The 11,379-nt window shown below is 70.8% G+C and carries 16 protein-coding genes; all 16 read left to right on the top strand.

What is annotated here, in order from left to right; genetic code table 11:
- The first annotated feature begins 18 nt into the window (after positions 1–18).
- On the top strand, positions 19–561 hold the full coding sequence (locus MKD51_RS14750) for a hypothetical protein (protein ID WP_240241238.1): 543 nt from the start codon (positions 19–21) through the stop codon (positions 559–561).
- Positions 558–959: a hypothetical protein gene (locus MKD51_RS14755; protein WP_240241239.1), complete on the top strand. Its 402-nt coding sequence runs from the start codon at positions 558–560 to the stop codon at positions 957–959. Before MKD51_RS14750 ends, MKD51_RS14755 begins: the two co-directional genes overlap by 4 nt.
- Positions 959–2,074: a hypothetical protein gene (locus MKD51_RS14760; protein ID WP_240241240.1), complete on the top strand. Its 1,116-nt coding sequence runs from the start codon at positions 959–961 to the stop codon at positions 2,072–2,074. The genes MKD51_RS14755 and MKD51_RS14760 overlap by 1 nt, the downstream gene beginning before the upstream one ends.
- Positions 2,071–2,685 carry an ATP-binding cassette domain-containing protein gene (locus MKD51_RS14765; protein ID WP_240241241.1) on the top strand — a complete coding sequence of 205 codons (615 nt, stop codon included), beginning with the start codon at positions 2,071–2,073 and terminating at the stop codon, positions 2,683–2,685. Before MKD51_RS14760 ends, MKD51_RS14765 begins: the two co-directional genes overlap by 4 nt.
- On the top strand, positions 2,682–3,593 hold the full coding sequence (locus MKD51_RS14770) for an ATP-binding cassette domain-containing protein (RefSeq protein WP_240241242.1): 912 nt from the start codon (positions 2,682–2,684) through the stop codon (positions 3,591–3,593). Before MKD51_RS14765 ends, MKD51_RS14770 begins: the two co-directional genes overlap by 4 nt.
- Positions 3,590–4,357: a hypothetical protein gene (locus MKD51_RS14775; protein WP_240241243.1), complete on the top strand. Its 768-nt coding sequence runs from the start codon at positions 3,590–3,592 to the stop codon at positions 4,355–4,357. Before MKD51_RS14770 ends, MKD51_RS14775 begins: the two co-directional genes overlap by 4 nt.
- A gap of 78 nt (positions 4,358–4,435) precedes the next feature.
- A complete protein-coding gene (locus MKD51_RS14780) occupies positions 4,436–4,690 on the top strand; it encodes an HPr family phosphocarrier protein (protein WP_240241244.1) in 255 nt (84 codons plus the stop codon).
- A 31-nt stretch (positions 4,691–4,721) separates the two neighbouring features.
- Positions 4,722–6,290, top strand: a complete 1,569-nt coding sequence (locus tag MKD51_RS14785; RefSeq protein ID WP_240241245.1) for a PTS mannitol transporter subunit IICB — start codon at positions 4,722–4,724, stop codon at positions 6,288–6,290.
- An 8-nt stretch (positions 6,291–6,298) separates the two neighbouring features.
- Positions 6,299–6,730 (top strand): PTS sugar transporter subunit IIA, encoded by a 432-nt coding sequence (locus MKD51_RS14790; protein ID WP_240241246.1) that lies wholly within the window; start codon positions 6,299–6,301, stop codon positions 6,728–6,730.
- Entirely contained in the window at positions 6,730–7,854 is a 1,125-nt protein-coding gene (locus tag MKD51_RS14795; RefSeq protein ID WP_240241247.1) for a mannitol-1-phosphate 5-dehydrogenase, read from the top strand. Before MKD51_RS14790 ends, MKD51_RS14795 begins: the two co-directional genes overlap by 1 nt.
- A 46-nt stretch (positions 7,855–7,900) precedes the next feature.
- Complete coding sequence (locus MKD51_RS14800; protein ID WP_240241248.1) at positions 7,901–8,806, top strand: hypothetical protein; 906 nt, start codon at positions 7,901–7,903, stop codon at positions 8,804–8,806.
- 122 nt (positions 8,807–8,928) lie between these two features.
- Complete coding sequence (infA, locus tag MKD51_RS14805) at positions 8,929–9,150, top strand: translation initiation factor IF-1 (RefSeq protein ID WP_240241249.1); 222 nt, start codon at positions 8,929–8,931, stop codon at positions 9,148–9,150.
- 63 nt (positions 9,151–9,213) lie between these two features.
- On the top strand, positions 9,214–9,327 hold the full coding sequence (gene rpmJ, locus MKD51_RS14810; protein WP_038503151.1) for a 50S ribosomal protein L36: 114 nt from the start codon (positions 9,214–9,216) through the stop codon (positions 9,325–9,327).
- A gap of 144 nt (positions 9,328–9,471) precedes the next feature.
- Positions 9,472–9,849: a 30S ribosomal protein S13 gene (rpsM, locus tag MKD51_RS14815; protein ID WP_240241250.1), complete on the top strand. Its 378-nt coding sequence runs from the start codon at positions 9,472–9,474 to the stop codon at positions 9,847–9,849.
- A 22-nt stretch (positions 9,850–9,871) separates the two neighbouring features.
- Complete coding sequence (rpsK, locus tag MKD51_RS14820; protein ID WP_240241251.1) at positions 9,872–10,270, top strand: 30S ribosomal protein S11; 399 nt, start codon at positions 9,872–9,874, stop codon at positions 10,268–10,270.
- A gap of 99 nt (positions 10,271–10,369) precedes the next feature.
- A complete protein-coding gene (locus MKD51_RS14825; protein ID WP_240241252.1) occupies positions 10,370–11,359 on the top strand; it encodes a DNA-directed RNA polymerase subunit alpha in 990 nt (329 codons plus the stop codon).
- Positions 11,360–11,379: the final 20 nt, after the last annotated feature.

Here is an 11,379-nt window from a genome sequence, read left to right on the forward strand (position 1 = left end):
CCGAGGGAGGAGAAGGCAATGACCGACACGGTGCAGAGGGCCGAGCGCACGGAGCGCAGGGCTCGGACGACATCCATCGGAACCTGGCTGCTGGTGGTGGTCGTGGCGATCGCGCTGCTGGTGATCCGGCTGCCGCAGTTCATCGCAGTCGCGGAGGGTTCCCTGGCAGACGCGACCGCGACGCTCGGGGACGAAGCGCTCTCGGATGCGGCGATCGTGATCGGATCTGCCACAGCCATCGCGCTGCACGCGATCGGCATCCTGCTGGTGGCGGCCGCAGCCACGGTGCTCGAGCGCTTCTTCGGCCCTCGCGCGCTGGGCGCGAGGCTGCGCGTGGGCGTCGGAGGCGCGGCACTCGCGATCCTCATGCTCGGGCAGCAGGCGATCGCGACCGTCTCCGGTGTCGCTGCGGTCGAGCGGGGGTGGCCGATGTGGCTCGCCGGCGCGATCGTCGCGCTCTCCACACCATTGCTGTTCCCCGCAGCCCGTGCCGGCCTGCGGCCGTATGCTCGGGCGCTGCTCGTGACCGGCGTGATCGGAGGCTTGCTGTGCATCGGATGAGCGGGTCGTTCCGGTTGCCCGTCGTCGGCGTCAGCGTCGCACTGGCGCCCGCTGGCGTGCGTCTGCTGGCGGCGATGACGCTGCTCGCTGGCGCGGGCACCATCGCGGGCATCGCGCAGGGGCCGGTGCTGGCGGCGCGCGAGCCGTTCGTGACACCGATCGTGCTGGCGCTGGGCGTGCTGACCGTGCTGGCCACCGTGCTGCCGCTGCTCGACGGCGGCTACCGGCCGCTGCTCGTGGGCATCCCTGTGCTCGCACTCAGCCTCGTCGCGGCCGTCTCCCTGGCGCTCGGAGCAGCCTGGCCGACGCCGCTGCTCGCCTCGCTGCTCATCGTGCTCGGCGGCTGCACGATCGTGTACCACCTGCTCGGCCGCGGCCTCTCCGATCAGGGGGAATGATGCATCTGGCCGCCAGACGGCATTCGTCGGCCGACGGCGGGCTCCGAGGGGTCGCTGCGGCGCTCATCGAGGTCACGATGCCGAACGGCGTCGACACCGCGACGCTCCGACGCCTCCGTGGGCCGCTGTGGGTCGCGATGGGCGCGAGCGCGCTCGCTGCAGTGCTGGCGGTGCTCGCAGTGATCGACGTCGCACGACTCCTCGTCGGATCCGGTGCCGTCGCGCTCGTGCTCGCCATCGCCGTGCTCCTGCTTCCGGCGTCGAAGCTGGTGCTCGGCGTGCCCAGCGGCCCCGCCGCAGCGATCGCCCATGCCGCACCGCTGCTGCGAGCGATCGACCTCGGCCCCGCGCTCGAGCGGGCGGGCAGGATCGCGGCGCTGATCGCGCCGATCGGGCCGATCGCGGTGCTCGGGCTCGCCGGCGCCGCCGTGCTGATCGCCCGGGGCTCGAGCATGCACGGCCTCGTGGTCGCGGCGGCGACGGCAGCGGGCGCCGCCGCCGGCTGGCTCGCCGCCATCAGGGCCGCGCGCTCGCTCCGAGCCCAAGAGCAACGCCCCGCTCCGCTGTGGCGAGTGCTCATGCAGGCCGCGCTGCTCACCGGCGTCGCGCTGGTCGTGGCCGCTGGGGCGCCCCTGGCCCCTGCCGGGATGCACGCTGCGGTCGGCAGCGCCGCACTCGCCGCCGCGGTGGCAGGCGCCGTGCACGTCGCGGGGGAGATCCTGGGGCTGGATGCTCGAGGGCCGCTGCGACTCGCGCGATCGCTCCTCGACTGCGGTGCGGCACCGTGGCGCTTCGTCGCGCTCGTCCTCGGCGGTGCCCTGGGATGCGCAGCAGCGCTCGGGATGGCCGCAGCCACAGCGGTCGGGGCGCTCAGCGGCTCGTCCGCCCTCGCAGCGCTCGGCGGGCTCAGCGTCGTCTCCGTCACGGTGAGCGCGGTCGCCGTGCTCGTGGCGCGGCCGACGGCGTCGGACATCGTTCCCCGCGTGCTGCTGTTCGCGGTCGCGCTCGTGCCTGCTGGGCTCGCGCTCGCTGCAGGATCCTGGATCTCGCTCGGTGCGGCCGCGGCGCTGGCATGCATCGTGCTGCTCGGGCTCCTGGTGAGCAGGCTGTCGTGATCGGCATCCGTGTCGCGGAGGTGCGAGGGCTGCGGCGCGGCGTGCGCGAGCTGCCGGTGCCCGAGCTCGATGTCGAGGGCCCGGGGATCATCCTGGTGCGCGGGCCGAACGGCGCGGGCAAGAGCACGTTCGTCGAGCTGCTCGCCGGGGGCGTGCGGCCCCGCGAGGGGGATGTCAGGATGTGCGGGCTGCCTGCAGCCTCGACGGCCGCGCGAGTCATGCGGCGGGTGAGCCGGGCCGACATCGCGCTCCTGCCGAGGCTCACGATCCGGCGTCACGCGACGCTCTTCGCACGCGCGGCCGCCGTCGATCTGCGCACCGCGCTCGACGCGCTCGCCGACGAGGGGCTGGCCCATCTCATCGATGCGTGCACGGCCGAGCTCTCGACGGGGGAGGCGCGACGCGCGTGGGTGCGCCTCACGACGCTGGGGGCAGCGCCGGTGCTGCTGCTCGACGAGCCGTTCCTGGGAATGGACGTCGATGCCGAGACCGCGCTCCGGGAGCGACTCGAGGCGTGGGCGCAGGAGCGACTGGTGGTGCTGGTCGACCACGGCGAGCGGCGGCTCGGCGCAGTGGTGCAGGAGTTGCACCTGGGAGCGGCGGTCGCATGATGGCGGGTGTGCGGCGGCGCGCGACGGCAGCGGCGATCGACGTGCAGGATCTGCGGATCCGCTTCGGCGGCCGCACCGTGCTCGACGGCGTGTCCTTCGGAGCCCCCGCGGGCTCGGTGACCGGCTTCGTCGGTGTCAACGGAGCAGGCAAGACGACGACGCTCCGGCGACTGCTCGCGCTCGAGCACGGAGAGGGCGATGCGCTCATCGGTGGCGCCGACTATCGCGATCTCGAAGACCCGCTGCGCTCCATAGGCTTCTGCCCCGATGCCCTCGGTGCGCCAGCGGGCAGCACCGCGCGCGAGCACCTCCGTGCGATCGCGACGCGAGCGGGCGTCGACGCTGTCGAGCGCACGCTCCGCGAGGTCGGGCTCGCAGACGTGACCCAGCGCATCCGCACGTACTCACTCGGCATGCGGCGACGGCTCGCGATCGCCGGGGCGCTCGTCGCGTCACCGCCCGTGCTCGTGATGGACGAGCCGTTCGACGGGCTGGATCCCGAGGGGAGGCGCTGGCTGGGGGAGCGGCTGCGCGCGCACGCGGACGCCGGTGGCGTCGTGCTGCTCTCGGCTCATGCGCTCGACGAGATCGAGCCGCTGCTCGACCGCCTGGTGTGCCTGCATGCCGGCAGGGTGCGATTCGAGGGCGCCGCAGAGCGCTTCCTGCAGGCGCACGCCGCGCCCGTGACGATCGTGCGCTCGCTCGATCAGCAGCGCCTGGCTGTCGCGCTCCGCAGCGCCGGTGCGACCGTCGCCGGCCGTGCTGCCGGGGCGGTCGCAGTCCGCGGCCTCGCGGCGGCGCAGATCGCCGAGGTTGCGGCTGCTGCGCAGGTGCTCGTCACCGAGCTGTCGCCGAGACGGGTCTCGCTGAGCCAGGCGTTCGCAACCATGACCTCGGAGGCAGGGTGAGATCCCGATCCCGCGCAGGCGTCGCGGCTGAGCTGCGGCAGCTGTCGACCGATCGGCGCCTGCGCTGGATCCTGGCGCTCGCGGTCGGCTGCTCGGCGATCGGCGGGCTGGTGCACGCCGCGATCGCGGCGCAGCTGCCCGGCATCGATGCCATCGAGCTGCAGACGGCCGTCGTCTCCCGGGGCGCCGCGACGCAGCTGGCGGTCGTGTTGCTGATGAGCGTCGCGGTCGCGGGTCGCTACCGCGACGGATCCTGGCTGCAGCTCGCGCTCGCCGAGCCACGGCCGTCGCGCAGGCTGCTCACCGCTGCAGCCCCGGCACTGTCGGCCAGCGTGCTGCTGGCGCTGGTCTCGGCGGCGTCCGCGACGGCGGCTGCTGCGCTCGTGAGCAGGATCGACCCGCCCAGCCTCGCGCTCGCGACCTGCCTGCACGTGGCCGTGACGACGATCTGGGCGCTGTGGACGCTGTGCCTCGCGCACGCCAGCCGGTCGCCGATGCTGACGCTCGCCATCGGCGCCGGCCTCCCGATCGTGGTCGAGCCCGCGGCAGCAGGGCTGCTGACGCAGGCCGACCTCGCTGGACTCCGCTGGGCGATGCCGGGGCACGCGCTGCGGGTCCTCGCAGAGCTGCCGGCCACGGGTGGCGCGCTGCTGCAACCGGTGCCGCCGGAAGCGCTGCCGGCAGCGCTCGGCACCGTCATCGTCTGCACCGCCGTGCTCGCGGCGATCGCGTGGCTGCGGCTGCGCGGATCGCAGCCGCGGTGATGCTTCGGGGCCGGGGACCCCCGGTGGTAGCGTGACGAGCACGATCGGGCCGTCCGGCCCTGACCTCGAAGGAGCAGCATGGCCGAGCGCACCGTCACTGTCGAGTCCTCCCACGGACTGCACGCCCGACCCGCAGCGCTCTTCGCGCAGGCGGCCGCACAGGCCACCAGTGCCGTGACCGTCACCAAGGGTGACAAGCAGGTCAACGCGGCCAGCATCCTCTCGGTGATCTCGCTCGGCGTCAGCAAGGGTGACAGCGTGACGATCGCCTCTGACGACGAGGCAGCGCTCGACGAGCTCGAGCAGCTGCTCTCCACCGATCACGACGCCTGATCCACCACCGCTTCGCAGCACGGAGTCAACGATGACCAGCACCCAGGCCCCCACCACCTCCGGCGGCGCGCGCGTCGCCGTCCAGAAGTTCGGCACCTTCCTCTCCGGCATGATCATGCCGAACATCCCCGCGCTCATCGCCTGGGGCATCCTGACCGCCTTCTTCATCCCCGACGGCTTCACGCCCAACGAGGGGCTCGGCTCGCTCGTCGGACCGACCATCCACTACCTGCTGCCGCTCATCATCGCCAGCACCGGCGGCGCGATGGTGCACGGCCACCGCGGCTCGGTCGTCGGCGTGCTCGCCACCATGGGAGCGATCGGCGGCGCCGACTGGATCACCGAGCAGCTCGGCACAGGCCAGGGCTCGCCCCACATGTTCATCGGCGCGATGATCCTCGGCCCGCTGGGCGCCTGGGTCATGAAGCAGCTCGACAAGCTGTGGGACGGCAAGATCAAGTCGGGCTTCGAGATGCTCGTCAACATGTTCACGGCGGGCATCGTCGGATTCGTCATGATGCTCGTGGGCTTCTTCGTCGTCGCCCGCATCGTCATGTGGATCATGCAGGGGCTCAGTGCCGCGGTCGACTGGCTGATCTCCACCGGTGTGCTGCCGCTCGTCAGCATCATCATCGAGCCGGCGAAGGTCTTCTTCCTTAACAACGCGCTCAACCACGGCGTGCTGACGCCCCTGGGCGTGCAGCAGGCCGACGCGAACGGCTCTTCGATCCTGTTCCTGCTCGAGGCGAACCCCGGCCCGGGCCTCGGTGTGCTGCTCGCGTTCACGGTCTTCGGCATCGGTGCCGCGCGCGCCACAGCCCCCGGTGCGGCGATCATCCAGTTCTTCGGTGGCATCCACGAGGTCTACTTCCCCTACGTGCTCGCCAAGCCGGCGCTGCTGCTGGCGATGATCCTCGGCGGAGCCTCCGGCGTGCTGACCAACGTCATCCTCGACACCGGCCTCCGTGCCCCCGCATCGCCGGGCAGCATCTTCGCGGTCGGCGGCCAAGCGCTGCTGGTGTCGCCGATGAACCTCGTCGGCGTGCTCGTCTCGGTCTTGGTCTCTGCGATCGTCACCTTCGTCGTCGCCGCGATCATCCTGCGGGCCTCGCGCAAGCGCGACCTGGAGCGCGAAGACGCCGGCGACCTGTCGGCGGCCATCGCCAAGACCGAGGCCGCGAAGGGCAAGAAGTCGGAGCACCTCTCCAACCTCGCGGCCGCGGGCACCGCCGCAGCCGGGGGAGCGGCTGTCGCCACTGCTGCAGGCACCGCGACCGACGCGGGCGTGCCCGCGGTCGCGGCCGAGCCCATCCGCAAGATCGTCTTCGCCTGCGATGCGGGCATGGGATCGAGCGCCATGGGTGCGAGCGTGCTGCGCAACAAGATCAAGAAGGCCGGCATCGAGGGCGTGGAGGTCACGAACGTGGCGATCGCGAACCTCGACGGCAGCGAAGACCTGATCGTCACCCACCAGGACCTCACGGCGCGCGCCCGCCAGCGCAACGACCACGCGACGCACGTGTCGGTCGACAACTTCATGAACAGTCCCAAGTACGACGACGTCGTCACGCTCGTCGGCGAGTCGAACACGACCGAATAGGAGCCCCCATGCCCGTCCTCTCCCTCGAGCAGATCACCACGACCCCCGCGGCGACCACCAAGGACGAGGCGATCCAGGAGGCGGCAGACATCCTCGTCGCGGCCGGCGCGGTCACGCCCGACTACGCCGACGCGATGCGCGAGCGCGAGACGAGCGTCTCGACCTACATGGGCAACCTGCTGGCCATCCCGCACGGCACCAACGAGTCGAAGGAGTCGATCCTCGACTCCGGCCTCTCGGTGGCCCGCTACGAGACGCCCATCGACTGGGACGGCAACCCGGTGAAGTTCGTGATCGGCATCGCCGGCAAGGACGGCGGGCACCTCGAGATCCTGTCGAAGATCGCGATCGTGTTCGCCGACGAGGATGAGGTGGCCAAGCTCGAGGCTGCGCCCGATGCCGCGGCGATCCTCGAGCTGCTCGGCGACGTCAACGAGTGATGCGCGCCGTCCACTTCGGCGCGGGCAACATCGGCCGCGGCTTCGTCGGGCTGCTCCTGCATCGCGCGGGCTACGAGGTCACGTTCGTCGACGTGAACCCCGAGCTCATCGGCATGCTGCAGACGGCGGATGTGTACCAGGTGCGCGAGGTCGGCGGCGACGCGACCGTGCACACGGTCTCGGGCTTCACGGGCATCGACTCGAAGGCAGACCCCGCCGCTGCCGCGCAGGCGGTGGCGGATGCGGATGTCGTCACGTGCGCGGTGGGACCGACGGTGCTGCGGTTCATCGCGCCGGTCATCCGGGAGGGGCTCGCGCTGCGCTCGGGGCAGCCCGTGGTGGTGATGGCGTGCGAGAACGCCATCGGCGCGACCGACACGCTGCGAGACCTCGTGCTCGAGGGGGCGCCGACGCTCGCCTCGAAGGCGGTGTTCGCGAACACGGCGGTCGACCGCATCATCCCGCCGCAGGATCCTGCGGGGCTCGACGTCGTGGTGGAGGACTTCTTCGAGTGGTCGATCGACCGCACGCCCTTCGCGGGTGACGAGCCGGTGATCCCCGACGCCCACTTCGTCGATGACCTCGCGCCCTTCATCGAGCGCAAGCTGTTCACGGTGAACACGGGCCACGCGACCACGGCGTACGCGGGCTGGAACGCCGGCATCGAGACGATCGCGGAGGCGCTGCAGGAGCCGGAGATCCGCGCGGCCGTCGAGGCGGCGCTCGCCGACACCTCCCGGCTGCTGCTGGCGAAGTTCGGCTTCGACGCCGACGAGCACGCCGCCTACGTGGCGCGCGCCATCGAGCGCTTCGAGAACCCCGCGCTGCCCGACACGTGCGAGCGCATCGGCCGCCAGCCGCTGCGCAAGCTGTCGGCAGGCGAGCGCTTCGTGCAGCCCGCGGTCGAGCTGGTGGCGAGCGGCGAGCGCGCCGACGGGCTGATCGCCGCGTATGGCTCGGCACTGCGCTTCGACGCGGAGGCCGACGAGCAGGCGGTGGAGCTGCAGCGGCTGCTCGACGAGCTCGAGCCCTCGGCGTTCGTGGCGCAGGTGAGCGGCGTCGAGAGCGGGGAGCTGCATGCGCAGCTGGTCGCGCAGGTGGAGGCCGCCACGGCCGAGCGCTGACGGCGACGGCTCCCAGCCGGATCCGGCAGGATCGGAACATGGAGAGATGGCGATCCGGGTGCTGACGAGAGGCTCGAGGAGGAAGGGTCGTTCCAGCGCCAACCCGCGCCAGCGGCTGCTGCACGGCTGGGACTGGGCCGACCCGCGGATCGAGCTCGAGGAGCTCGCGCCCGGCAGCCGGGTGCTGGCCGCAGCCGGTGCTGGCGAGATGATCGCGGCCCTCGCAGACGCGGGTCATCACGTCACCGCGCTCGCCTCCAACCGCCACCAGCTCGACTACGCCGCCCGCCGCGTCGCCGGCGGCGACTTCGAGGCGGGCGCCGCCGAGCGGCTGATCGACCTCGGTCGCGGCATGATCCGGGCGGCGAGCCCGGCATGGAGCCGACGACGGATGCGGCAGTTCCTGCAGGAGGACGAGCCCCTGAAGGCGGCCGAGCACTGGAAGTCGAGGCTCGACAACCGCACGCTGGCGTCGATCCTCAAGACGATGCTCGGGCCGGCCGGCACGCTCTCGGCACTGATCCTGCGCGACTTCGCCACGCCGATCCCGCCGCACTTCGACGAGGCGATCCGCGGGCGCATCGGCCGGGCGCTCCGCAAGCACGCGCCGCGCGACAACCCCTACGCCTGGCGGCTGCTGCTGGGCGAGGAGCTGCGCGGCCACCGGCTGCCGGTCGTCGACCCGTCGACGATCTCCTGGATCTCGGAGCCGCTGCTCGACCACCTCGAGCACGTCGCGCCCGGCTCGTACGACGCGGTCACGCTCTCGAACGTGATCGATGGCGCCGACGAGCGCTGGGTGCGCGACCTCCGCAAGGCGGCCATGCGGGCCGTGGTGCCGGGCGGACCGGTCATCGCCCGCTCCTTCGCGACCACGATGGACGACGAGGCGGCCAAGCGCGCGAGGCGCGACAGAGGGATGCTGTGGGGGTCGATCGTCGTCCAGCGGTGATCCAAGACACGCCCGGCTTGCACGAACGCTCTCCAAGCGCGTAGAGTTGACCGTTGGTGTCGTGCGCCCTCTGCGCGCGTCACTCGCATGACCGGCAACCAAGAAACTTGCAGAAGAAGGCTATGGCCAAAAAAGACGGCGTCATCGAGATCGAAGGAACGGTGGTCGAGGCGCTCCCGAACGCCATGTTCCGCGTCGAGCTCTCCAACGGACACGTTGTGCTCGCGCACATCTCCGGCAAGATGCGGCAGAACTACATCCGCATCCTCCAGGAGGACAGGGTGATCGTGGAGCTCAGCCCCTACGACCTCAGCCGCGGCCGAATCGTCTACCGCTACAAGTAACAGGCTGCTGGATAAGGAACGGCTCGCGCGCCGCGCGAGCACGAGGCCAGCGAGGAAGAACACATGAAGGTCAACCCCAGCGTCAAGAAGATCTGCGACAAGTGCAAGGTGATCCGCCGGCACGGTCGCGTCATGGTCATCTGCGACAACCCCCGCCACAAGCAGCGCCAGGGCTGAGCCCCGGCGCTCGCTCCGCGAGGCGCACAACTGAACAACAGCATCCAGCAGCGGTCAGAGCTCGCCTCGGCGAGCGACACCTTGGGGAGAGGCCCAGGCACCTCCGCTGCTCCATACCTCTCATAACTCCTTAGGAGACACACGATGGCACGCATCGCAGGTGTCGACATCCCGCGCGAGAAGCGCGTGGAGATCGCACTGACATACATCTTCGGCGTCGGCCGCACCCGGTCCGTCGAGACGCTCGAGGCCACCGGCATCGACCGCAACACTCGCGTCAAGGACCTCACGGACGAGCAGCTGCTCGCACTGCGCGAGCACATCGAGACTGCGTTCAAGGTGGAGGGCGACCTCCGCCGCGAGGTGACCGCCGACATCCGCCGCAAGGTCGAGATCGGCTCGTACCAGGGCATCCGCCACCGCCGCGGGCTCCCCGTGCGCGGCCAGCGCACCAAGACGAACGCGCGCACCCGCAAGGGCAAGAAGCAGACGGTCGCCGGCAAGAAGAAGGCCGGCCGCTAGGCCGCGTGGAGGGTAGAAGAATATGGCAGCTCCCAAGGCCGCGGTCCGTAAGCCGCGCAAGAAGGACAAGAAGAACATCGCTGTGGGCCAGGCTCACATCAAGTCGACGTTCAACAACACGATCGTCTCGATCACCGACACCACCGGGGCCGTCGTCTCGCAGGTCTCGGGTGGCGGCGTCGGCATGAAGGGCTCGCGCAAGTCGACGCCCTACGCCGCGCAGCTCGCCGCCGAGTCGGCTGCGCGTCAGGCGCAGGACCACGGCATGAAGAAGGTCGACGTCTTCGTCAAGGGTGCCGGTTCGGGCCGCGAGACGGCCATCCGCTCGCTCCAGGCCGCTGGCCTTGAGATCGGTGCGATCCACGACGTGACGCCGCAGGCTCACAACGGCGTTCGCCCGCCGAAGCCCCGCCGCAACTAAGTCGTTCCCGCCGGGCAGGGGATCATCCCCTGCCCGGCCATCCGCCGTCATTGAACACGCGAGTCATATAGCGGACTCGCGACCGAAAGGAACCGACACGTGCTGATCGCCCAGCGCCCCACTGTCACCGAGGAGACCGTCTCCGAGCACCGCTCGCGGTTCACGATTGAGCCGCTCGAGCCTGGCTTCGGGTACACCCTTGGCAACTCGCTTCGCCGCACCCTGCTCTCGTCGATCCCCGGCGCTGCTGTCACCAGCATCCGCCTGGACGGCGTGCTGCACGAGTTCTCGACGATCGCCGGTGTCAAGGAAGACGTCACCGAGATGATCCTGAACATCAAGCAGCTCGTGGTCTCGTCGGAGCACGACGAGCCCGTCGTCGCCTACCTCTCGCGCCAGGGCGCGGGCACGGTGACGGCTGCCGACATCACGGCACCCGCCGGTGTCGAGATCCACAACCCCGAGCTCGTGCTCGCGACGCTGAACGACTCGGCGAAGCTGCAGCTCGAGCTGACGATCGAGCGTGGCCGCGGCTACGTCTCGGCCGCCCAGAACCGCGACGAGTTCGCCGAGGCCGGGGTCATCCCGATCGACTCGATCTACTCGCCCGTGCTCAAGGTCACCTACCGCGTCGAGGCGACGCGTGCCGGTGAGCGCACCGACTTCGACTCGCTCGTCGTCGACGTGGAGTCGAAGTCGGCGATCTCGCCGCGCGACGCCATCGCGTCGGCCGGGCGCACGCTGGTCGAGCTGTTCGGCCTGACGCGCGACCTGAACGCCGAGGCCGAGGGCATCGAGATCGGACAGGCTCCCGCCGAGGCCATCGGCTCCGGCGAGCTCGCCACGCCGATCGAGGAGCTCGACCTCTCGGTCCGCTCCTACAACTGCCTCAAGCGTGAGGGCATCAACACGGTGTCCGAGCTCGTGGCGCTGAGCGAGACCCAGCTGATGAACATCCGCAACTTCGGCCAGAAGTCGGTCGATGAGGTCAAGGACAAGCTCGTCGAGCTCGGCCTGTCGCTCAAGGACGCGGTGCCCGGCTTCGACGGCGCGCACTTCTACAGCGGTTACGACGAGGACGCTCGCTGAACGCGGGCCGACTGAAGAAC

The organism is Agrococcus sp. ARC_14, assembly GCF_022436485.1.
In the GTDB taxonomy this organism is placed as follows: domain Bacteria; phylum Actinomycetota; class Actinomycetes; order Actinomycetales; family Microbacteriaceae; genus Agrococcus.